This is a genomic window from Frischella sp. Ac48, assembly GCF_019641635.1.
GTDB classification, from domain to species: domain Bacteria; phylum Pseudomonadota; class Gammaproteobacteria; order Enterobacterales; family Orbaceae; genus Frischella; species Frischella japonica.
This window is the reverse complement of the sequence record NZ_JAETXP010000002.1, coordinates 20,909-45,860: the sequence shown is the minus strand read 5'-3', so window position 1 is coordinate 45,860 and position 24,952 is coordinate 20,909. Positions and strand designations below refer to the sequence as shown.

The 24,952-nt window shown below is 35.7% G+C and carries 17 protein-coding genes and 2 CRISPR repeat arrays; of the genes, 8 read left to right on the top strand and 9 right to left on the bottom strand.

Annotation, left to right across the window (positions count from 1 at the left end; genetic code table 11):
• Positions 1-54 precede the first annotated feature (54 nt).
• Together mutY and pheA are read right to left on the bottom strand one after the other, a co-directional pair.
• Positions 55-1,107, bottom strand: coding sequence for an A/G-specific adenine glycosylase (gene mutY / locus JMI89_RS02050; RefSeq protein WP_220679215.1), 1,053 nt, complete (start codon positions 1,105-1,107; stop codon positions 55-57).
• A gap of 15 nt (positions 1,108-1,122) precedes the next feature.
• Positions 1,123-2,271: a bifunctional chorismate mutase/prephenate dehydratase gene (pheA, locus tag JMI89_RS02045; RefSeq protein WP_370633697.1), complete on the bottom strand. Its 1,149-nt coding sequence runs from the start codon at positions 2,269-2,271 to the stop codon at positions 1,123-1,125.
• Positions 2,272-2,486: 215 nt separating this feature from the next.
• On the opposite strand from pheA, the gene bamE reads away from it, so the two are divergent.
• A complete protein-coding gene (gene bamE / locus JMI89_RS02040) occupies positions 2,487-2,843 on the top strand; it encodes an outer membrane protein assembly factor BamE (RefSeq protein WP_187755797.1) in 357 nt (118 codons plus the stop codon).
• A gap of 107 nt (positions 2,844-2,950) precedes the next feature.
• Here bamE and JMI89_RS02035 read toward each other — a convergent pair whose 3' ends face one another.
• Positions 2,951-4,543 (bottom strand): calcium-binding protein, encoded by a 1,593-nt coding sequence (locus JMI89_RS02035; protein WP_220679213.1) that lies wholly within the window; start codon positions 4,541-4,543, stop codon positions 2,951-2,953.
• Positions 4,544-4,989: 446 nt separating this feature from the next.
• Between JMI89_RS02035 and dusA the strand changes: the two genes are divergently transcribed.
• From dusA to ptrA, 5 genes are all read left to right on the top strand, one after another.
• Complete coding sequence (gene dusA, locus JMI89_RS02030) at positions 4,990-5,958, top strand: tRNA dihydrouridine(20/20a) synthase DusA (protein ID WP_220679212.1); 969 nt, start codon at positions 4,990-4,992, stop codon at positions 5,956-5,958.
• A gap of 114 nt (positions 5,959-6,072) precedes the next feature.
• Positions 6,073-7,665, top strand: a complete 1,593-nt coding sequence (gene prfC / locus JMI89_RS02025; RefSeq protein ID WP_187755795.1) for a peptide chain release factor 3 — start codon at positions 6,073-6,075, stop codon at positions 7,663-7,665.
• Positions 7,666-8,081: 416 nt separating this feature from the next.
• Positions 8,082-8,699: a 1-acyl-sn-glycerol-3-phosphate acyltransferase gene (locus tag JMI89_RS02020; protein ID WP_220679211.1), complete on the top strand. Its 618-nt coding sequence runs from the start codon at positions 8,082-8,084 to the stop codon at positions 8,697-8,699.
• Positions 8,699-9,643 (top strand): phosphatidate cytidylyltransferase, encoded by a 945-nt coding sequence (locus JMI89_RS02015; protein ID WP_187755793.1) that lies wholly within the window; start codon positions 8,699-8,701, stop codon positions 9,641-9,643. The genes JMI89_RS02020 and JMI89_RS02015 overlap by 1 nt, the downstream gene beginning before the upstream one ends.
• A gap of 6 nt (positions 9,644-9,649) precedes the next feature.
• Positions 9,650-12,532: a pitrilysin gene (ptrA, locus tag JMI89_RS02010; RefSeq protein ID WP_220679210.1), complete on the top strand. Its 2,883-nt coding sequence runs from the start codon at positions 9,650-9,652 to the stop codon at positions 12,530-12,532.
• A gap of 205 nt (positions 12,533-12,737) precedes the next feature.
• Here ptrA and JMI89_RS02005 read toward each other — a convergent pair whose 3' ends face one another.
• Positions 12,738-13,952, bottom strand: a complete 1,215-nt coding sequence (locus tag JMI89_RS02005) for a pyridoxal phosphate-dependent aminotransferase (protein ID WP_187755791.1) — start codon at positions 13,950-13,952, stop codon at positions 12,738-12,740.
• A gap of 144 nt (positions 13,953-14,096) precedes the next feature.
• On the opposite strand from JMI89_RS02005, the gene JMI89_RS02000 reads away from it, so the two are divergent.
• On the top strand, positions 14,097-14,366 hold the full coding sequence (locus tag JMI89_RS02000) for an ACT domain-containing protein (protein WP_220679209.1): 270 nt from the start codon (positions 14,097-14,099) through the stop codon (positions 14,364-14,366).
• A gap of 21 nt (positions 14,367-14,387) precedes the next feature.
• Positions 14,388-15,743 carry a PFL family protein gene (locus JMI89_RS01995; protein ID WP_187755789.1) on the top strand — a complete coding sequence of 452 codons (1,356 nt, stop codon included), beginning with the start codon at positions 14,388-14,390 and terminating at the stop codon, positions 15,741-15,743.
• A gap of 877 nt (positions 15,744-16,620) precedes the next feature.
• Positions 16,621-17,246: direct repeats of the CRISPR family, unit length 28 nt; unit sequence GTTCACTGCCGCATAGGCAGTTTAGAAA.
• Between the two features lie 93 nt (positions 17,247-17,339).
• Here the strand turns inward: JMI89_RS01995 and JMI89_RS01990 are convergent.
• From JMI89_RS01990 to JMI89_RS01970, 5 genes are all read right to left on the bottom strand, one after another.
• Positions 17,340-17,822, bottom strand: coding sequence for a hypothetical protein (locus JMI89_RS01990; RefSeq protein WP_187755788.1), 483 nt, complete (start codon positions 17,820-17,822; stop codon positions 17,340-17,342).
• Complete coding sequence (locus tag JMI89_RS01985; RefSeq protein WP_220679208.1) at positions 17,815-19,143, bottom strand: phosphatase PAP2/dual specificity phosphatase family protein; 1,329 nt, start codon at positions 19,141-19,143, stop codon at positions 17,815-17,817. The genes JMI89_RS01990 and JMI89_RS01985 overlap by 8 nt, the downstream gene beginning before the upstream one ends.
• 11 nt (positions 19,144-19,154) lie before the next feature.
• On the bottom strand, positions 19,155-20,906 hold the full coding sequence (locus tag JMI89_RS01980) for a bifunctional alpha/beta hydrolase/class I SAM-dependent methyltransferase (RefSeq protein ID WP_220679207.1): 1,752 nt from the start codon (positions 20,904-20,906) through the stop codon (positions 19,155-19,157).
• 12 nt (positions 20,907-20,918) lie between these two features.
• Positions 20,919-21,527 carry a CDP-alcohol phosphatidyltransferase family protein gene (locus JMI89_RS01975; protein WP_220679206.1) on the bottom strand — a complete coding sequence of 203 codons (609 nt, stop codon included), beginning with the start codon at positions 21,525-21,527 and terminating at the stop codon, positions 20,919-20,921.
• 435 nt (positions 21,528-21,962) lie between these two features.
• Positions 21,963-22,470: a CRISPR direct-repeat array (repeat unit 28 nt; unit sequence GTTTACTGCCGAGTAGGCAGTTTAGAAA).
• A gap of 139 nt (positions 22,471-22,609) precedes the next feature.
• Entirely contained in the window at positions 22,610-24,760 is a 2,151-nt protein-coding gene (locus JMI89_RS01970; RefSeq protein WP_187755784.1) for a carbon starvation CstA family protein, read from the bottom strand.
• Positions 24,761-24,952 lie beyond the last annotated feature (192 nt).

Sequence of the window (24,952 nt, the reverse complement as noted above, 5' to 3'; positions counted from 1 at the left end):
TAAAAATCATAAACTTTAAAGATTTTGTTAAAATTATAACTGAAAAATGTTTAGCTAAAAAGTGGTGTGTGATTGTCGAGTTAATTGCTGTAATAAATTGTGAACAGGCGTGGCCAATCCGATTTTTGCTGGTTGCTTTAAATTAAACCAACAACCATTAGCTTCATCAAGACAAGCACAATTTTTTTTCAATTGGGTATAAATTGGTACTATTTCTAAATGGAAATGGCTAAAAGTATGTTTAAAACTAATCAATTGTTGTAACTTATCTGTCGTCAGTTTGCGTTGTTTAAGCCAGTTTTCAATTGCCTGATAATTTTCAAATTGCGGAAAACAATAAAGCCCACCCCAGATACCTATCGGAGGACGTTTTTCCAACCAAATCATTTGGTTATCATCTAATATCAAAAAATAGGCTGTTTTTGTCGGAATGCTTTGCTTGGGTTTTTTGGTCGGATAATTTTGCCAATTATCATGCTGATAAGCACTACAATCCATATGGACAGGGCACAGTGAGCATTTGGGTTTGCTACGAGTGCAAATAATGGCTCCGATATCCATCATAGCTTGATTAAATTTATCAACATCGACAAAAGGTGTAACGTTTTCAGCAAGTTGCCATAATTGATTTTCAATCTGTTTATTACCTGGCCAACCATTAATAGCATAAAAACGGGTTAGTACACGTTTAACGTTGCCATCTAAAATTGCATAATGTTGCTTTTGTGATAATGATAAAATAGCACCAGCTGTTGAGCGACCGATACCGGGCAGATTAATCACGTCATTAAAATCGGTTGGAAAAATACCATTAAATTGTTCGGTTATAATCTGGGCCGCCTTATGTAAATTACGGGCTCTAGCATAATAACCAAGCCCGGTCCATAAATGCAAAACATCATCTATCGGAGCTTTTGCCAATGCAGTAATGGTCGGAAATTGTTGCACAAAACGCTTAAAATAAGGGATAACTGTAACCACCTGAGTTTGCTGTAACATCACTTCAGACAGCCAGACATGATAAGCTGATTTTTGAATTTGCCATGGCAATGTTTTACGTCCATACTGGTCGTACCATGTCAAAATACATTTTGCAAAATCTATCATAGTGTTAAAATTTTTTTACTGTGCAACATTATCACTCGGGTAGCAGCCAAGTACTTTCAAAAACAGTGTAATAGTTGAGAGTTCTTTTAATGCCTGTTGCATTACAATACTATCGAGATTACCTTGTAAATCTATGTAAAACATCTCTTCCCATGGATTACCGTGGATCGGGCGCGACTCTAGTTTAGTCATCGCTATATTATGATTACGCAGAACCAATAATGCATCTACTAAGGCCCCTGCTTGTTGGCCAGTTTTCATTAATATAGTGGTTTTAGCGGAGATTTGATCTGATACATTAATCGCTTGACGCGCTAATATTATAAAACGTGTGATATTCTCTTTTTGATTAGCAAAATTATGTTCTAATACTTGCAGACCATATAATTCGCCACCATCTTTATTACCAATCGCTGCGAGGTTAGTTTTATTTTGTTTAGCAACAGTTTCCATAGCAGAAGAGGTGCTGTCACAATATATAATTTTCCAATGTGTGTATTTTTCTAAAAAATTTGTACATTGTTGAAAAGGTTGTGGATGACTATATACCGTATCAATTTCATCTAATGTGGCTTGCTTATTGGCTAAAATACAGTGGTCAATGGGTAGTGAAATTTCACCAATAATATGAAGATTGGTTTTTTGTAACAGATCATAGACTTCGTTAATTGAACCTGAACTGCTATTTTCTATTGGTACAACACCAAAATCAACGTCAGCTTTTTCCACTTTTTCGAAAATATCTTTAAAGCTAGAACAACTCGATTCTTCTATCTGATCAAAATGATTTGCCGCGTAACGGCGCATTGCGGAATGTGAATAGGATCCTTTTGGCCCTAAAAATGCAATTTTTGCTGATTTTATCACATCATGATTAAGATGTTGTTGTAACAAACGTTGTTGTAATAAAACAGAATCTTCAATAATCACTTGGTAGAGTCGTTTGATAAACAATTCATCAAGCGCAAATTGTTTGCCAGTTTCGATTAATGTTTTGACCAATATCCTTTCTCGCTCTAGATCTCGCACCGGAATATTGGCGTTGATTTTAGTATTCACCACTTGATTAGATAATTCACGTCGTTGTGCAATTAACGTTAATAATTGTTTATCAAGCGCAGTAATTTTATCTCTTAAGGGTAATAATGGATTGTCCGTCATAATACAAGTTCTGGCTAAAAAATGATGGCGTATTATATACTAATTATTATTAAAAGTGATGTTTTGATTGTCGTAATCCTAAACGTTAAAGTTTCTTGTATTGCCCCATTCTGGGGGCAAAAATAGAGTTTAAAATGCATCGTTTATAATAAGCAGTAGCGTTTAGATAAAATATCAGCGATAATATACGCCACAATTTTTAGAATGGATATTGTTACATGTCATTGTTACGTTTTATTATTGTTGCAATTTTTTCGTCATTGTTATTGGCTGGATGCTCATTTGTTGATCGTTGGGTTTACCGTCCTGATATTAATCAGGGAAACTACATTACACAGGAATCTGTTGATAAATTAAAAGTGGGGCAAACTAAAGAGCAAGTAGTGTTTATCATGGGCTCACCAATGCTAACATCTTTATTTGGTGATGATATCTGGTATTATGTTTTTCGTCAAAATCCGCAACACGGTTATCCTAAACAAATCACTTATACGATTATTTTTGATGACTCAGGTAAAGTAGCAGATATAAAACGCGCCGCTAGTGATAATGTAAGCCTTGATGATATGGAATAAATATTTGTTGTATTAGTTAACTAAATTCACTAAACCCGCTTAATCAGCGGGTTTATTCTATTATTTAGGAAATAATATATTCAAAAATGGTGATTTGATTTAGAACACTAACTAATATATTCGATCGTTTCTAATTTTGATAAAATATTTTGAGGTGTCCAAATGGTACCATTGTTAAATATAATTTTTTCTATCATAAATTCATTGTCGTAAAAATAATCTATAACTGTTATACTATCTTTATCATTTATAATTAATAAAAGATCATTATCCATTTTTTTCACTAAAATATCTTTAGGAATAATGCCTTTACCAAATTTTATGGTATCCATTTCACCATTACTATCGAATATAGTATCGTTACCATCCCCTAAATTAAATATATAACTGTCATTTCCTGCACCACCTACTAAAAAATCATCACCAGCTCCACCAATTAGCGTATCGTTGTAGTTGCCTCCCTCAAGTACATCATTACCACCTAATCCATAAATAGTATTATTTCTAGACTTCCATCCTTGAATAAAGTCATCTTCTTCCGTACCTCTCATCGCCATATCAAGCAAAGATGAGATAGAAATTGTCTTAAAAAGTTTAAGACTATATATACTTTCATATATATCGATACCTTGTATTCTGTGGTCAATGCTCTCATTTTCGTAGTAACTAATGCTCTCATTTTCGTCGTAACTATAGCCTGTATAAATACCAATACTACCTTCTATCCATTCTTCTTTAGGAATATTGTTATCTGGATATATGACATCTATTAATAAAGAATGAGGATGTTTAGTTGTTTTAATAACTGGGCAAATATTGTTAATTTTATTAATTCTAATATGTTTAACCGGATAATAGTATTCACATTTAGGGTCACCTAGATTATTTGGATTTTCAATATAAAAGTATTTACATAATGGATCAAAAATGAAGGTATCAGGCGATAATTTTTTTAATAATAGATGAGTAATACCTTTTGTAAGTTCATTCATTATATCAGAGGATGGTATGTTGCGGATTGCGCACTCATAAGCCTTCCACACATTTTTAGAACCAAAGCAGCTATCAACTATGTCATATAATGTGTTGCGGTATTTATCAGAAAATTCTTCCGAAGCAGGAGCATATAAGAATTTACTGTTACCATCTTCATTAACTTCGTAGTACCAATCCATAACGTCATCGACTATTTGCTTGCGAGGTTTTGCTAATTGTATTAAATTTTGAAATGTCTCCTTAAATATATTCGAAGGTGGTGCAATACCTTGAAATTCAGAAATTTTTTCTTCAATACCGAAAGGAGTAGTAATATTCTTGAACTTGGAACCAACCCCACCAGCATTGAGTACACGTAATGAAGCTGTTGTACAGTTATAATTCTTATTTTTGTCAGGAAAAAGTTTATACCTAATTTTCTCCTCTTTCATTTTCTTAATTTCAAGCATCATTTCATTATAAGTTTTTTCATTTATTGTAACTCTATATTCACTTGTAGCAGGTCTTCCTTCCATAGCATGATCGTCATCAAACTTACCTTCTGATTGAATAATATTAGTTTCTGGACCAAAACTGAAGTAAGTAGGTGTTTCATTATCTACTTCAAACTTTAGCCAAGTATGGATAAAACCATAACCATCGACTAATGTGCTATCATTCATTAAAGTTACTTTAAAAATTTTTGTATCTTGACTAATTTCCATAAATATTCTCCTTTTAATTATTATTTTTCACCAAAACACTGTATAAGCATACAGTATTTTGGTGAAAAGTCGAGCTAAATATCATACTAATTGCTAAATTAATAAAATAATTATTAACAAACCTGTTATGTCGAATTGTTAGGTAGCAGTTAAAGTTAGAATTTTATTTGGAGTGATTCATCGGTTATGTTTATGCAAGATAAGTGAAATAATTAATTCAAAATGATAAAAAAACACATCAAATTAGTTAGATTGCATAAATAATGTTTTTTTAGAGTTAGGTTGTATCATTCATTAAAGATAAATTTATTGTTTTAGTGACAATTAAAAAAGATAATCTAATATCATTTATTTTATAATAAATTAATTAAGTAAAAGCCTCTTATCTGTATTAACGATTTCTCTATGTTATACTAAAAAAATCTGCTTTAGATACTGGTATATCAATGAATTCAACCTTAAATAAATTTTCCGTTGCGCCTATGCTTGATTGGACTGATCGGCATTGTCGTTATTTTCACCGCATTTTAACTCAGCAATCATTACTCTATACTGAAATGGTGACAACCGGCGCCATTTTGTTTGGTAAAGGCGATTATTTAAGCTTTAATCAGCAAGAACAACCCATTAGCTTACAATTAGGTGGTAGTGATCCTATGGCATTAGCGCAATGTGCACGATTAGCTGAACAATTAGGTTACAATGAAATTAATCTTAATGTGGGGTGCCCTTCGGATCGTGTACAAAATGGCATGTTTGGTGCTTGTTTAATGGCTAATGCCCAATTAGTCGCCGATTGTGTTAAAGCAATGCAAGATGTCGTTTCTATTCCTGTTACGGTTAAGCATCGAATTGGGATTGACGAGCAAGATAGTTATTCGTTTTTATGTCAATTTATTGAAACAATTATGCCCTATACGCAAACTTTTATAGTCCATGCACGCAAGGCTTGGTTATCTGGTTTAAGCCCTAAAGAAAATCGCGAAGTACCGCCGTTAGATTATGTTCGAGTTTATCAACTTAAACAGGATTATCCAGAATTAACGATTGCGATAAACGGTGGCATTTCCACAATAGAACAAATTAAAACCCATTTACAACATGTTGATGGGGTTATGGTAGGGCGTGAAGCTTATCAAAATCCAATGTTATTAAGTGAAATCGATCAACAAATTTTTGCTGTAGATCGCCCGGTTATTAATCCGATTGTCGCGATTGAACTGCTTTTTCCTTACATCGAAAATGAGTTAACTAAGGGAACTCAACTCAATCATATCATGCGTCATACGTTAGGTATCTTTAATGGTAAAAAAGGTGCTAAACAGTGGCGCCGCTATCTTAGTGAAAATGCACATAAGAAAGGCGCAGGTCTTGAAGTGGTAGAAAAAGCGCTTAGTTTTGTGCAATTGAGTTAGGTTTATTTCCTACGATATTTGTAACTGATTTGGGGTAGGCAGATATCTATTTAATGGGATATCTGCTAAAATCCTCGGCATTGTTTTCGTTTATAATTTAATAGTTAAAGAATCATGACCGATCAAGCTTATTTAGATGAAGTGGCAAATCGCCGTACTTTTGCCATTATTTCTCACCCGGATGCGGGTAAAACCACCATCACCGAAAAAGTATTATTATTTGGACACGCGATTCAAACCGCCGGCACGGTAAAAGGCCGTGGTGCAAACGCACAGCATGCAAAATCTGACTGGATGGAAATGGAGAAACAGCGTGGTATTTCTATTACGACCTCGGTCATGCAATTTCCTTATGCTGATTGTTTAGTCAACTTATTAGATACCCCAGGACATGAAGACTTTTCGGAAGATACCTACCGGACATTAACTGCCGTAGATAGCTGTTTAATGGTAATCGATGCAGCTAAAGGGGTCGAGGATCGAACACGCAAACTTATGGAAGTAACTCGTCTACGTAATACGCCGATTTTAACCTTTATGAATAAACTCGACCGTGATATTCGCGATCCGATGGAGTTATTAGATGAAGTTGAAAATGAACTTAATATCATGTGTGCGCCGATTACATGGCCAATTGGTTGTGGTAAACTTTTTAAAGGCGTTTATCATTTAGCCAAAGATGAAACTTACCTTTACCAAACGGGTAAAGGGCATACCATTCAAGAAGTTCGTATTGTTAAAGGATTAAATAATCCTGAACTTGATCAAGCAGTAGGTGAAGATTTAGCATCTCAATTGCGTGAAGAGTTAGAATTAGTTCAAGGGGCATCCAATGAATTTGATTTAGAGGCATTTTTAGCGGGTGACTTAACCCCGGTATTTTTTGGTACTGCGTTAGGTAATTTTGGGGTTGATCATATGTTAGATGGATTAACCGCTTGGGCGCCAGCACCACAACCGCGCCAAACCGACAAACGCGAAGTTACCGCTCAAGAAGAAAAATTTAGTGGTTTTGTTTTCAAAATTCAAGCCAATATGGATCCGAAGCATCGTGACAGAGTAGCTTTTTTACGTATTGTTTCTGGTAAATATGAAAAAGGCATGAAATTACGTCATGTTCGGTTAGGTAAGGATGTCAATATTTCTGATGCCTTAACATTTATGGCTGGTGATCGTGAACAGGTTGAAGAAGCGTATGCCGGTGATATTATCGGTTTACATAATCATGGCACCATTCAAATTGGTGACACCTTCAGTCAAGGTGAAGAGTTCAAATTTACCGGTATTCCTAACTTTGCACCGGAATTATTCCGGCGCATTCGCCTTAAGGATCCGCTTAAGCAAAAACAGTTATTAAAAGGATTGGTTCAGTTATCTGAAGAAGGTGCCGTACAGGTTTTTCGTCCATTAATTAACAATGATCTTATCGTTGGTGCCGTTGGGGTACTACAATTTGATGTAGTCGTTGCACGTTTAAAATCAGAATACAATGTTGAAGCGATTTATGAGCCGGTTAATGTTACGACCGCTCGTTGGGTTGAGTGCGGAGATGTTAAAAAATTGGAAGAATTTAAACGTAAGTGTGAAGTCAACCTGGCTCTCGATGGTGGAGATAATTTAAGTTATATCGCCCCAAGCATGGTTAATTTAAATTTAACTCAAGAACGCTATCCGGATATCGTATTTAGAAAAACGCGGGAACATTAATTACCGTTTTAATAGCTTAAATTTAATGTATTACCATTATCCCTAAACGACAGATTGGTTATTTAATTTCTTGTGATTTCGAGTCATTAAAAGAATTATTTATCCAATCTTTTTTAATATAAATAATTTGGGGAATAACAATTTTAAATTGCAATATGCTCAGATTTCTGGTTATTTTGGTTGCTATCTAGTTTAAAATCTTAATTCACAAATAAAAAATTTATGGTGTTCTTTAAGTAATTTTTAAAATTGTCAGTATTATAGAAGGGATTAAGCTATCATTCTGATATTTTAGCGTCTTAAGATTTGATATAGCTATTTATCTTTTTATGTTATTTTATGCCAATCTGATTATGATAGCGATCAATAATTAAAAAATCATCTCCATTCATAAAATCAGTGAGACGATAATTATTATGATAAAGAAACTCTTTGCTAAATGTTGCCGTACCATTTTATTGATAGTGTGTAAATTAGTAACCGGTGTTCAAGCGCGTTGGTATAGCCCACCATGTGATGCAGTGACAATATATTACGCTAATCATACCAGTCATTTGGATGGTTTGGTAATCTGGTCAAGTTTTCCTAAAAAATTACGTAAATTAGTTCATCCTGTTGTAGCAAAGGATTATTGGGAGAAAAATTCGCTTAAGAAATTTATTGCGATTGAGGTTTTTAATTCAGTACTAATTAATCGTCATACCAATACCCATGAAAATCCATTACAGCCTTTAATTGCCACGTTAGAAAAACAGCAATCTTTAATCTTATTTCCTGAAGGAACAAGGGGAAATGGCGAACAAATTGTCGATTTTAAAAGTGGTTTATATCACTTAGCCAAACAATTTCCACATATTCACTTCGTACCTGTTTATTTGAATAATCTCAATCGCGTTTTACCTAAAGGCAGTAAATTAGTTGTGCCCATAATTTGCTCGGCGATTTTTGGTTCAGCGATATCACCCTTACACGAGAATGAAACTAAGGCAGACTTTTTATTAAGAGCAAAACAAGCATTGAAGGATCTAATTTAATGATATTGAACGATACCAATATGCAATTAATTCTAGGATGTATTTTCTCGTTGCTTTTTGTAGCTAGTTTAACGGGTCTGTTACTAAAAAAATTTAAACTCAATACTCATAATCGTAAAACCATTGAAAATTTGAATCAGCGTATTAATGCTTGGTGGGTTATGAGCATTGTTTTATTAATTGCAATATTAATTGGAACAGTGGGGACTCTGGTTTTATTTGTGTTTATATCTTTTTGTGCACTAAGAGAATGCATTACGATAACGCCTACCCAATTAGCCGATCATCAAGCGTTATTCTGGTGTTTTTTTATTTTTTTACCATTGCAATATCTGCTAATTGGTTTGAAGTGTTACCAAATTTTCGTGATATTCATTCCAGTTTTCGTTTTTTTATTTATTGCAACGCGCGTTGCAATAAATGGTGATACCGTTGATTTTTTAGGTCGAGTAGCCAAAATTCAATGGAGTATGATGATTGCGGTTTACTGTATTAGTTATATTCCAGCATTATTGTTACTAAATAATGATGGCGATCAGGCAAAAAATTTCAAGTTGATTATCTTTTTAGTGATTGTCGTTGAAATATCAGATGTCTTACAATATATTTTTGGCAAGTTATTGGGTAAGCATGCTATTGTTCCCAAGCTTAGCCCAAATAAAACAATGGAAGGTTTTGTCGGTGGGATATTATCGGCAAGTTGTATCGGGATGTCATTATGGTGGATTACCCCATTTAATTTTTGGCAAGCGGGATTTATCTCAATCCTTATGACATTACTCGGGTTCTGTGGTGGTCTATGTATGTCGGCAATAAAGCGTGATCGGGGTATTAAGGATTTTGGTAACATTATTGATGGTCATGGTGGTATGATGGATCGGATTGACTCGCTTTGTTTTGTCGCACCAATATATTTTCAAATTATGTATAATTTCCTGGGATAGTTTTCAATGAAAAAACGTTATCAATGTTTACTGCTATGTTTAATTAGTTTGCTTTTGGCTTTTTCTTCCGCCGAAGCATTATCAATTGAACCGCTGTATGTTGTTTCTAAAATTACCGTTAATCAAAGTGAACACGATAATCGTGAATATCGTGTTATCGAATTAACCAATGGCATGAAAGTATTGGTCATTTCTGATCCAAAAGCGGTTCAATCATCTGCAGCTCTGGCAATACCAGTTGGTTCATTATTTGATCCTAAATCACAACAAGGGTTAGCGCATTATACAGAGCATATGCTATTAATGGGATCCAAAAAATACCCTAAGCCATCTGATTTTGCCGAGTATCTGAGTTCTCATGCTGGTAGTTATAATGCCAGCACAGAATTAAATCGCACCGCTTTTTATTTTGAAGTCGAAAACGATGCTTTTAGCGGCGCTTTAGATCGTTTAGCCGATGCAATTGCGCAACCCTTACTCGATCCAAAATATGCTGACAAAGAACGCAATGCGGTCAATGCTGAATTAACCATGGCTCGCTCGAATGATGGCTTTCGAATTGGTCAAGTTGATTCAGAAACGATTAATCAAAATCATCCGGCTGCGATGTTTTCTGGTGGGAATTTAGAAACATTAAGTGATAAACCTGATAGTAATTTACATCAGGCATTAGTTAAATTTCATCAAGATTATTATCTAGCCAATAACATGGTTGGTATATTGTATAGCAATCAAGCATGGACCGATTTAGCAAATTTAGCTGCCACCACTTTCGGTCATATTGCCGCGGGTCAAATTAAGCAACAAAACATTACCCAACCGGCAATGACTAATGATAATCTTGGTAAAATCATCTATATGGAACCTGCACAACCCAAAAAGGTATTATATATCCAGTTTCCTATTGAAAATAATATTAAGCAATTCGCGTCCAAAACCGATGAATATATTGCTTATTTGCTTGGCAATCGCAGTTCAAATACATTATTTGATCAATTACAAAAACAAGGATTAATTGACTCGATTAGTGCAGCTAGTGCGCCATTACGCTATGGTACGAGCGGTGTATTTGGTATTTATGTTAATTTAACGGATCAAGGACTAGCTGAAAAAGACAAAGTATTAGCCAGTATATTTGGATATTTAGAATTATTGTCGAAACAAGGCGTTGATGAAAAATATTATCGTGAAATCCAAAAAGTATTAAAACTTGAATTTAATTATCCCGATATTACCCATGATATGTCTTATGTTGAGTATTTGGCTGACCAAATGTTGCTTTATCCTACCCAGCATATCTTAGATGCCGACTATGTTGCTGATAACTATAATCCAAACGCGATTAAAGCAAGGCTTAAATCATTGACCTTAGATCGCGCCCGAATTTGGCTTATTGCGCCAAATCAAAACACTGACAAAAAGGCGTATTTTGTTGATGCTCCTTACCGGATTGAAAATATTACGGCAACACAAAAACATAATATTATGACACAAGCTAAACAATTAAAATTCTCATTGCCGTTATTGAATCCCTACATACCCGATCAATTTTTAATTTCTCAAGCAGCAACTGATGTTGATCAACAGCCAAATCAAGCTTTTGATCCAAAAGGGAATCTTTTTCATTTCGCTAGTCGTTATTTTGCTGATCAACCCAAAGGGGTTATTGCTTTATCATTACGTAACAATTTTGCGCTCGATAACGCTAAGAATCAGGTTATGTTTTTTCTACTAAATTATTTAGCTAATCGTCAATTAGCTCCATTGCAGTTTCAAGCTCAAATTGCTGGAATGTCAGTTTTCACAAAAATTGATTCAGGCATGATGATAATGGCAAGTGGTTTTAATCAGCATCTATTAGACATGGTGGATGCGACTTTAACAACATATCGCAAATTTGATATCACCGATGAAGATCTGGTTTTAGCCAAATCATGGTATACACAAAAATTAGATGCTGCTGATCACGCCAATAGCTATCGTTTGGCGATACAGCCTTTATCTGCAATCGCCGAAGGACTTTATTTTGATCGTAATACTAAACGTATGGCAATCGATACGATTAATGCAGCTGATTTACGGCATTTTCGTGAACAGTTGTTAACGGATTCAGTGCCTTATATGCTTACTTTAGGAAATTTACCTTATGATAAAGTGCAAGCGTTATATCGTAATGTTAAAAGCAGCTTAAATCCTGCTGTGGAGTATCATCCAGAACAAATTTTACAAATTAATCATTCAAGTGATGCTTTAATTACCCAATATTCAAAAAGTTCCGATAATGCTCTACTAATGGGATTTGTACCAAAAGGATATGACAAAATAACCGGTCGTAATATTAGTGATTTATTATCACAAATTATTTCACCATGGTTTTACGATCAACTACGAAGTACAGAACAGTTGGGTTATGCTGTATTTTCATTACCTATCACTATTGGTAACAGTCACGGTATAGGTTTTTTAATCCAAAGTAATCAATATGATCCTGACTATATAAATCAACGTTATCAAGCGTTTTATCCGATCATTTTAAATAAACTTAATGCACTAACTGATGCGGAATTCGATAATTATAAACAATCAGCATTAAAGCAGTTATCAATGCCGGCTGAAACTTTAGATAGCGAATTCGATGATTATTTAGGTGATTATGAACAGTCAAACTTTGCGTTTGATAGAATACAAAAACGTATTGAGCAGCTCAAAAAGTTATCAAAAGAAGATGTGATTACATTCTTTAAGCAATCTGTTATGCAGCATGATGGTTTATTATTTGCTTCGCAAGTTATCGGTAATCAATCCGATAAAACCCTTAATCAGTTAACCGATTTAACGAAATACTCTAATGCCGCTGAACTGCAACAAACATTATTAAAATCGCCGTAATGGTTTGCTAAAGTGTTTTGGTCATATTAATTAAAAACCGCCGGGTAGGCGGTTTAAAAATCAGGTTTTTTCAGAATTTTGTTCAATGATTCGTTCACTGCTATATAGGCAGTTTAGAAAACAAGGGGATGGGTCCAAAAAGATCCATTTTTTGTTCACTGCCGCATAGGCAATGTTTAGTCTTATTGTTCATTTTGTTCATTAGCTATTGGCGATAATTAGCTAGAAAACGTGCAAAACGGTGAATAGCATCATCCAATTCACCAATATAAGGTAAAGCTACAATTCGAACATGATCAGGTTTATGCCAATTAAAACCACTACCTTGAACTAACAGCACTTTTTCCTGTAATAAAAAATCTAATACTAATTTCTGATCATTATGTAAATTAAATTTTTTCATATCCAATTTTGGAAACAGGTATAATGCTCCTTTAGGACGTCGGCAGCTGACACCAGGAATGTCATTAAGCAGTTCCCAAGCCATTTTACATTGGTCATATAACCGCCCGCCAGGTTTAATAAACTCATTAATACTTTGGTAGCCCCCTAAAGCGGCTTGAATCGCATGTTGTAGAGGTACATTGGCACATAATCGCATAGACGCCAACATATTAAGTCCTTCAATATAACCTTTAACATGTTTTTTCGGTCCACTTAATGCCATCCAACCTTGTCTAAATCCTGCTGCACGATAAGTTTTGGATAAACCGCTCATGGTCACAACAAAGAGATCAGGTGCTAGTGCTGCAATCGAATGATGAACGGCATCATCATAAAGTATTTTATCGTAAATCTCATCAGCAAAAATGATCAGATTATTCTGACGAGCAATTTCTGCAATTTCTAATAAAATTTCTTTACTGTATACCGCGCCAGTCGGGTTATTAGGATTAATTATTACAATGCCTTTAGTGTTTGGGGTAATTTTCTTTTTGATATCGTCTAAATCGGGTTGCCAATCTTGTTCTTCATCACAAACATAATGCACCGCTTTTCCGCCAGATAAACTGATAGCAGCAGTCCAAAGCGGATAATCAGGCATTGGTACCAGAATTTCGTCACCAGAATTAAGAAGAGCTTGCATCGACTGGACAATTAACTCGGATACGCCATTGCCAATATAGATATCTTCAACGTCAATACTGTAGATACCACGTGCTTGATAACTTTGCATAACCGCTTTACGGGCAGAATACAACCCTTTTGAATCACTGTAACCCTGTGAAGTTGGTAAATTACGGATCACATCTACCAGTAATTCATCTGGTGCATCAAAACCAAATACCGCTGGATTACCAATATTTAATTTTAGGATCTTTTGACCTTCTTCTTCCAGTTTTTTGGCATACTCCAGAATTGGGCCGCGTATATCATAACAAACATGCTCTAATTTATTTGATTTTTCAAATGTCACCATAATTATTGACCTTTATGTGGGGGGATATCGTTATAATTTTTATTAATAAGCAATCTACTACTATTTAGATAATTTTTGAAGATGTTATTATAACTCGCTTAAAAAAATAAACTAAGTTGTTTAAATTTTACACGGAGAGCCCAAATGAAAACGATTTTGACAGTGATAGGAAAAGACCAAACGGGGATTATTGCCGGTATCAGTCAAAAACTTTATGAACTAAACATTAACATCTTAGATGTTTCACAAACCATTATGGGCGAATATTTTACCATGATTATGCTACTGGATTTAAACAAAATTGAACAGCCATTTGATGAAGTTAAACAAACGTTAACGGTTACCGGTGAGCAATTAAAAGTTAAAGTAAATCTACAGCGTGAAGAAATTTTTGACGCGATGCACCGCTTATAAACACACTAAAGGTAATGATTCATGGAAACCAAACAAATTCTTGAAACGATCAAAATGATCGAAGAAGAAAAATTAGATATAAGAACGATTACAATGGGTATTTCATTGTTAGATTGCATTGATAGTGATGGCGTTAAAGCTCGTCAAAAAATTTACGATAAAATCACACGTTTAGCTGGCAATTTAGTCAGTGTGGGTGAAGCGATTTCCTCGGAATTTGGCATTCCGATTATTAATAAACGGATTTCAGTTACGCCAATCTCATTAATCGCTGGAGCAACTGACGACAAAGACTATGTCGAATTTGCTAAAACGCTTGATGCTGCCGCCAAAGCTGTTGGTGTCAATTTTATTGGTGGGTTTTCAGCATTGGTACAAAAAGGTTTTCATAAAGGTGACCAGATACTCATTGACTCCATTCCCCGCGCATTGGCACAAACAGAGCGTGTATGTTCATCCGTTAATGTTGGTTCAACACAAACTGGTATCAATATGGATGCGGTAAGAAAAATGGGTGAAGTGATCAAGCAAGCAGCAGAATTAACAGCTAACGACAACAGCATGGCCTGTGCTAAATTAGTCGTATTTGCAAATGCGGTAGAAGATAATCCATTTATGGCTGGTGCTTTCCATGGTGTTGGTGAAGCCGATTGTGTAATTAATGTCGGTGTTAGTGGTCCAGGTGTAGTCAAACGTGCGTTAGAAAAGGTAAAAGGTCAACCTTTTGATGTGGTTGCTGAAACCATCAAGAAAACTGCATTTAAAATCACGCGTATGGGACAGTTAGTGGGTAAAGAAGCGTCAGAGCGTTTAGGTGTACAGTTTGGCATAGTTGATCTTTCTTTAGCGCCAACACCAGCAATTGGTGATTCTGTTGCCCATATTTTAGAAGAAATGGGGCTTGAAGTCGTGGGTACACATGGTACTACCGCAGCTTTAGCTATGCTGAATGATGCGGTGAAAAAAGGTGGTGTAATGGCTTGTGGTCATGTCGGTGGGTTAAGTGGGGCATTTATTCCTGTTTCGGAAGATGCCGGTATGATTGATGCCGTGAATAATGGCTCATTAAATTTAGAAAAACTCGAAGCAATGACTTGTGTTTGTTCAGTTGGATTGGATATGATCGCTATACCTGGCGATACTCCAGCAGAAACGATTGCTGCTATGATTGCTGACGAAGCAGCGATTGGCGTAATTAATCATAAAACTACTGCGGTGCGAATTATTCCAGCTATGGGGATGACAGTCGGCGATAATATTGAATTTGGTGGTTTACTAGGGCACGCACCGATTATGCCAGTTAATCGATTTAGTTCTAGTGAATTTATTCAACGAGGTGGGCGTATTCCCGCACCCATTCACTCTTTCAAAAACTAAGTTTCTTTATATCATGATTTGATTGTTTTTTATTAAATAATTGGTATTAAAGTCGTATTTTATTTATAAATGATTTTGATTTCCTTCAAAAATTCGAGGGCTGGCGAGCCCTCGAAATGCCTTATTTATGCTTGTTATAAAGTGATCACTGAGTGACTGACTTTGGTATTTTAACAATTTTGATTATTACGAATGTTAATAATAGTCTATGTTTCGCTTAGTATTATACTAATGTCCGAGTTAGGGATATTTTATGTGCAATTCTGCTAACAACACCCACATAATCACAGGAAGTACGGGTCACTAGATAATTTTCTTTGTTCATCCATTTTCTTGAAGAACCGCCGCGGAACATCTATACGATCACGGCTTATTCGATATTCATACCGAATATTCTTTTAAAATAGATTTACTCTGTAGTACTTGTGTGGGACAAAGGTGAAAATCATATTTTAAATTTTTGATATAAAAAATATTTCTATTGATAAGTTTTAGATTAATACCAATTAGTCACTAAACATGCCAAACCAAGCAATATTGTTAAACTATGCTTTAGCATATTATTTTTACTAAATTTTCACCCCTGCGCAGTAGAATCCGGATGCCAGATGATTTTGTTATAAACCTTCAGAGACTCTAATCATCAGTAGCAATGAAATTCACCATAATTTAAAAAGCGAAAAAAACAAGCACCACAAGTTAGTGAATAATCTATGTACATTAACTAAATTTAAAGATATCCCTAAACCCTTTTTTTTAACTAATTTTAAAAATTAGCATGATCAATGAGTTACAAAACCACTTAAAAAAAGGGTTTTAAAACCCAAAATTTCACTTTGCCCTTATGTTACCTAGGTTTATAGTATATAGCGTTCTTGTTCACTGCCGCATAGGCAGTTTAGAAAACCGGGGTAGCCGCCATATCGCCAAGCCAAGAGTTCACTGCCGCATAGGCAGTTTAGAAAATTCGTACGCGTTTTTAGCCTCGTCCAGAATAGTTCACTGCCGCATAGGCAGTTTAGAAATTAAGCCCCCATCGAAAGCTGGGGGTTTGCTTGTTCACTGCCGCATAGGCAGTTTAGAAATCAACACTGCCTTGCCATTTTTTTGCTGATGAGTTCACTGCCGCATAGGCAGTTTAGAAATCTAAATCAGGATCGGGCTCATAACCGCCAGCGTTCACTGCCGCATAGGCAGTTTAGAAAAATATTGAAAATGGTATCTTTAACGGCAGTTAGTTCACTGCCGTATAGGCAGTTTAGAAATCAATACTTTTGCCCATTTTGCGCAAAACAGGGTTCACTGCCGCATAGGCAGTTTAGAAAAATTGGAATTGTCCGGCTTGAGCTGCTTCTATGTTCACTGCCGCATAGGCAGTTTAGAAAAGGAGTAAAAAATGGGTTCAAGAATAACAGGAGTTCACTGCCGCATAGGCAGTTTAGAAAAGACCAAGTAGCGGGGGTCTAGCGCGCTTCGTTCACTGCCGCATAGGCAGTAAATAAATTGCTGAAAGGTGGTTTTCGTCAATGTTATCTAAATAATCTAAAAGTCTAATTTTTATATTTATGACATATAGGTTGATTTTAATCACATAAATTAGCTTAAAGGTATTATACCAATGATTGATATACAACTAAGTAATATCGTTTGTATCACCAAGGTGATGATTTGTTTTTTTAATAATATTAAAGTACCCATTTGACGGTCGGTTATTGATCGTGATGGTTGTATTTTGGATTTGATTAATTTTAATTGTATTAAGGTATCATCTAACTCTTTTAGCGTATTGGGGAGTTGATCGAACTTGGTGGCTAAGTAGTCAAATAGTTTTTTATCAAATGCGATTCGTAAAGCGTAATATTTACTAAACAATCCAATTAAAAAACAAGCAACATAACCAACGATTAACATGGCAGAACTTGCCGACAAACTTGCGATTAAGGCAAATGATAATCCAATCATCGTGAACATTAGTGACATAATATCCAATTGCCGACTTATTATCAGTAAACTACTAAAAGTAACCAATGCGGTTTGGCTGGTATTTTCAGTTAATTGTGTATCCTCTGAATTAAACATATCGATTCCCTTGAAGTATTTGATTAAGCCAATCAGCTAAAATTTGCTGTTGTTGAGTAGAAATGACTACGGTATTACGACATGCTTTTACTTGGTTAATCGCATCTTTAACGGTTGTTGCCCGTGCGGTTAATAACAACCATGCAACCACAGCAGTAGCACTGCGTGAATAACCCAGTGCACAACAGATTAATACACTTCCTTGATTGTGATACTGCTCTATTGTTTGAGCTGCCTGTTGGCATTGTTCAATGGATAACGGTGTCATATCCAGTACTGGGATTAACCGATATTGACCGTTAAATTGACTTATTGGCAGTTCAGCACATAAATCAACAATTGAAGCAAAAGCTTTGGCTTGTAAGGTTTTTTTATCGGGGATTCTACCGAGATAAACGTTATCAGTAATTAAATCAAATGGATTATTTTTTAATGTCCATATTCGTGAATTTAACCACATTATCATAAAATAAGGGAGGTATAAAATAGTTATCGGTAGATGAAAATGGCCGTTTGCTTGTTTTTGAAAACCGATTGCGCCAACTTGCAGATAATTAAGTGATACCAAGTAAAAGGCTCCAGCCAACCATAACAACCAAAGTCCCCAGCTATTATAATAGATGGCTAAACTTAATGATAATAAGAATAAGATAAAATAGATCCCTGCCCAAATATAATGCTTGGGGAATGGGTTATTTTTTAATGGTGATGAATCGTGTTCAGGCCATAGCCAAATACAAAAACAGCCCACCCAAAGCCCCGTCGGGATATCAAAAAAATGATGTTGCCATGTTGTTAATACTGATACAGCAATTAAAAAACACCAGCTATTTAACAGATAGCGTACAACCGTGCAGCGAAGGTAATTTGTATAAAACTGCCATAAAATCACCAATAAAGTAATATGTAATGAAGGGGCTTGATTAAAAGGTTTATCAAATCCCATTAAAACATCAAACCATAAGCCTAGAAAACCATCAAGTGGTGGTCGTGTAAAACTGAATTTAAGTGGAAAAATGAAAAAGCATAGCACACAAATTATTTGGGCAGACAATAGCCGTAGACAAAGGGTTTTTAATGATTGCTTTGTATTAGCTAACAGAATTGCCAGCCCATACATTAAATCAATTGACCAATAGGGTATAATCGTCCAAGGCCATAAAGGGATTGATGATTCCCAACTGAAAACGAAACTCCCCACATCTAATCGATTTGCGGTAAACCAATTAGCCAGGTTATAACTAGCAAAGAAGAATACCGACAATCCCCCTAAGCAGATACATTTATAAAAGAGGTATCTTTTAAATTTGAGCGTTCGCATAGTTTTAGCAACTAGTTAATCCGCTGAGCCAGTGATACCGTGAAAATCCCCCATTGGTCGATGTACATACTAACTTTTTTAAATCCAGCTGCTGCCACTAATTGATCGATTTCCAGTTGGGTTCGCCGACGCATTACCCATGGTTGTCCGTCACGATGTGAGGTTAATGCGCGAGCGATGAATTCTAACTGTGGATGCCATGGTTGATTAGTATAGATGAGATATCCGCCTTCAGGCATGGCATCAGCTAACCCTGATAAAGATTCACGTAATAATGCATTATCACTAAATAGCTCATATAACCCTGAAACGACAGCTAGCGTAGGGTTCGGAGATAATCGCGCTAACTGCTGTCGATTAAAGGCATCACCTTTTTCAAAACGGACAAGTTTAGTTAAACCAAGAAGATCAATTAATGCCTGTCCATCTCGAATATTGATATCACTATAATCACGCAATAATACGGAATTCGGTTTATTAGCTAATTGATTAATTGTTTCAAGGATGTAACGACCATGTCCAGCTGCAATATCAACTATATTTACCACTTTGTTTTGTTGCTGTAATTGATTGATCGCTTGTGTTAATAGTGTTTCAAGGTGAATTTTACGTTGACGAATACCGCGCCAACCGATTGATTGCAGATACATATAATCAAAGAACTGCCCTAGTTTAGTCTTTCCAGATGGTTGATTACGATAAACATAATCTAGGGTACTTCCTGAATCAAATCCGGTATCAAACCCGAGTTTAATACCATCAGAACTCTGGCTAGCATATTTTAAAGTAGCTCTTATAAATCGCCAGTAATAGGGTTTAAACCAACCTGATACTGGTGTAGCTAGAATATCGGCTTCTTGTTTGGTAAAACCGATTAAGTCAGCATTTACTTGCGATGGAACATAAGGCGCATTTGCAAAGCACCCGAGAATAAATCGTCTAGCTCGTTCGATCGCAATGAGACGATCTTTTTCGCCAAACGTATCATGATAAAATCCCGGTAATACATGAAATTCTTTTTGCTGAGTACCCAAATTTTCATAAAACTGCTTTTGTGGTTTTCGCCTTACCACGTAATCAGAACCAGATAAGAGTAATTGTGTTGGTACAGTAATTGCGTTTGCATCTTTAACAATGCGATCAGACACTGCATATAAATCCAACAATAATCGAACCGATATTGGCTTAGTGATTAACGGATCTTGAATAAATGATTCTGCTCGTTCGGAATCATGAGTCAGTAGATTTGGTTTTACATAACTATTAACAAAAAAATTACCTTTTAAGTTATAGAGCAACTTTAGGCCGGGTATGGCTAGCGGTACATAAAGTTTGACACGAAATGCTGGTGAACTCAACACTAAGGCTCGAATATTGGGTACATAATCATGTACCCATGCCGAAGCAATCACTGCTCCAACACTTTGCGCTATAATTGCGATATCTTCATTTTCAAGATGAAAATCTTGCTTGATATGTTCAATAAAACAATTGGCATCTTTAATTAAGGTTGCTAAATTAGGCGCATCACCGCGTTCACCTTCAGATTGACCATTGCCTCTAGCATCCCATGCAAAAATTTGATAATTGGGCAAATTTAGTTCATCAGCAAGATGTGCAACGCGGCCCGAGTGTTCATGTCCTCGGTGAAATAATACCACAGCTCGGGAAGGATGATTATCGCTATCAACTGCCGGCCAATATCGATAAAATAATCGACAACCATCATGACTGATAAAGGTTTTTTGTTGTTGTTCGCGCATGTTCTTTCCTTGTTATTTTTTAGCTTGCCGTAAGCCGTTTCGGATTCGATTAATCACCGTATAAATAAGTAGAATATTAATAATCCATAGTAGTGAATTGATCCAATCCAATGGTAAAAGGTGAATAGCAATCCCAAAACAGATCGCACCGAAGACAAAAGCACGATCGCTTTTTCCCATAGGACCATCATAGCGTCTTGATGCACCAATCATGATGCCTAATACGCCACTATATTCGCTCAAAAATGCAAGTAAAACGACAATTATAACTAAGTAATGATTGACATCATCGAGTTGTATAAAAACTAACATTAATGCAATGTCAGAAATTACATCACCAATTTCATTTAAATAAGCACCAAGATCAGATTTTTGCTGAAACTCACGAGCTAACATCCCATCAATGGCATTAAGTGCCATTCGAATAAACATCCAGATGGGGATAAGACAAAAAATCCACTGATAAGCTGCTAACATACCAACAATTAATGCGACAATAATTGATCCCAAACAACCAGCTACCGTAACTTGATTAGCAGTAATTTTGGCATGATAAAGACTAGTCGTAAGTGGACGGAGTAATGCTTGAAACTTTGGCTTTAATTGGTAAATAGATAACACAGCACATTCCTAATCATTTATTATCTTTGAATTGCCTTTACTGCGATTAATTAAAACGTAGAATTCGATGTATTATACAATGGTTTGTTATCGTGTATAGCTAAATTATAATAGCTTTTAATTATGGTGATTTTGGTGGACTAACTAAGCGCAATTCATAAATTATCGTTATCGATAATAAAATGAAATATTATGTGGTAATGACAATTTTATGCCAATATCTACCATTTTTATGATTAAATTCCTGTGTGAAGAATTTTCTTAGCTGTTCATAATTACATACCGCCAACCATACAATTACTAACCCCTTTTTTTTACCAAAATTAAAAAATAAATATAATCAACAAGTTAAAAAGCCGTTAAAAAAAAGGGTTTTAAACGCCTAAACTCCAGTTTGTCTTTTGCTAAACAGGGTTTATAGTATGTAGTGTTCTAGTTTACTGCCGAGTAGGCAGTTTAGAAATAACGGACTGACCGAAAAAGAAATATATCAACGTTTACTGCCGAGTAGGCAGTTTAGAAATTAAGAAAAATGCTAAATCAACTGCTGATGCTGTTTACTGCCGAGTAGGCAGTTTAGAAAGTCGCCAATTTTATATCAAATGGTAAAAACCCGTTTACTGCCGAGTAGGCAGTTTAGAAATAATTTTCGGAGGCGTTCGTGCTCCCGTAATTGTTTACTGCCGAGTAGGCAGTTTAGAAAAAGCCGAGTATTTATGGGCTTTGGTGAAAATAGTTTACTGCCGAGTAGGCAGTTTAGAAATCACAATCTTCCCCTAGTGGCGCAAGGTCATTGTTTACTGCCGAGTAGGCAGTTTAGAAAACCCGCATTTAAATTCTAAAGGATCACTATCAGTTTACTGCCGAGTAGGCAGTTTAGAAAAGACAAATTTTACAAGCTTACTTTCTTCTAATGTTTACTGCCGAGTAGGCAGTTTAGAAATAGCACAAGGAAAGGTGATTTTTTAATCATCTCTTAATAAAAAAGGGCTCTATTGAACCCTTTTTTAAATTACGCTGACCTGATTGAATTCATTTTTTAAAACAATATTAATTCATATCACCAAGTTTTTAATAGGCCTTTAATGCGACATTGATGTAGAAACCCCACCTTCTGGTACAGCAACATAAGGTGTCTCTTTATCACTTCTTTCTTTGTTGTTGCGTACTTTAATCGCAGTTCGAATACCATAAAAAATAATACTATAAACAACAACTAAGAATAAAATACTTAAACCAGCATTTGTATAGTTATTGATGACGATTTGGTGCATATTATTAATTTGTTTTTCAGTTAAGCTTGGATTTTCAGCAATACGGCGATTATATTCTTTCGCTAAATATAGGAAGCCTTCTAATTGAGGATTATCGCTAAATAGTTTTAGACCAAGTGCCCAAGTGGTACAAATTAATAACCAAATAGCAGGGATAACGGTAACCCAAATATATTGTGCACGTTTCATTTTGATTAGTACGACAGTACCTAATACTAAAGCAACGGCTGCTAACATTTGATTTGAAATTCCGAATAATGGCCATAAACTTTTCACGCCACCAAGAGGATCTACCACGCCTTGATAAAGCAGATAACCCCATAATCCAACACATCCGGCTGTACCAATCACACCAGCAATAATTGAATCGGTTTTTTTCAAGAATGGTACAAAATTACCGAGTAAATCTTGTAACATAAAGCGACCAGAGCGAGTGCCAGCATCCAGCGCGGTTAAAATAAATAATGCTTCAAATAATATACCAAAATGATACCAAAAGCCCATATTGGCACCCGGAAGCACCTGATGGAACACATGTGCAATTCCAACAGCAAGTGTTGGTGCGCCGCCAGCACGATTTAATACAGATGGTTCGCCAATATCTTTAGCAGTTTGCAAAATCTGCTCAGGTGAAATTGTGAATCCCCAAGAACTCACGGTCGCAGCAGCATGAACACTCACATCTTTTAATTGTGCGAGAATAACTGGAGCGACTTGTGGATCACTTAATTTGTGCAGATCTGGCATAGTAATTCCTAAACCAGAAGGCGGAGTATTCATCGCAAAATATAATCCAGGTTCAATGATTGATGCAGCAACGAGTGCCATAATTGCTACAAATGATTCCATTAACATCGCACCATAACCGATAAAACGAGCATCTTGCTCATTAGCTAATAATTTAGGTGTCGTACCTGACGCAATCAAAGCATGGAAACCAGAAACTGCTCCACAAGCAATGGTGATAAATAAAAATGGCATTAATGCACCCTTCCATACTGGACCGGATCCATCAATATATTGCGTAATAGCTGGCATTTTTAATTCTGGATTAAGAATTATAATGCCAACAGCAAGACCGACAATAACACCTATTTTTAAGAAAGTTGCTAAATAATCTCGTGGTGCAAGAATCAACCAAACAGGTAGTAATGCAGAGATAAAGGCATAGCCAATTAATACAAACGTAATAGTCGTTGCTTTAAAAGTTAATGCAGGACCCCAGTATGGATCATGGGCAATCACGCCTCCGAACCAAATAGATAAAACGAGTAAAACAATACCAATAATTGAGACTTCTAATACTTTACCTGGACGGATATAGCGCATATAAATGCCCATAAATAAGGCGATAGGTACAGTAGAACAAACAGTAAATACCCCCCATGGACTTTCCGCAAGTGCTTTAACCACAATTAAAGCTAAAACTGCTAAAATAATCAGCATAATCACGAAGCAGCCAAATAGAGCAATCGTACCAGGAATTTTCCCCATTTCTTGCTTAATCATTTCACCCAATGATGATCCATTACGGCGAGAAGAAAGGAATAAAACCATAAAGTCTTGTACTGCACCAGCGAGTACCACACCGGCTAATAGCCAAAGGGTGCCAGGTAAATAACCGACTTGTGCAGCTAAAACAGGCCCTACTAATGGACCGGCACCAGCGATGGCTGCAAAATGGTGACCAAATAACACATACTTATTAGTCGGTACGAAATTTAAACCATCATTATTAACGACGGCAGGAGTTGCTCGAGTGGCATCTAATCCCATAACTTTATTGGTGATATAAAGGCTATAATAACGATATGCGATTAAATAAACCGATACAGCTGCAGCAATAATCCACAATGCGCTAATGGTTTCACCTCGGCGCAATGCGACAACGGCCAAGCAACATGCTCCAACAAGGGCAACAATTACCCAAGGAAGATGTTTCAGATATTTATTATTCATACAATATTCCTTCGTTAAATGTACAAAATAAATTGTTAAAATTAACCGACGCTACATTAACGAAATTACAAAATGAAATATATGAGAATTTAAATAATAGGTTTTATTCTGATTATGAGTGGTCAAAATTGGGAATTTGATGGTTTGGGCAAAGTAAAATAGCTTAAATCAGATAGGGGAATTGAAAAGGAT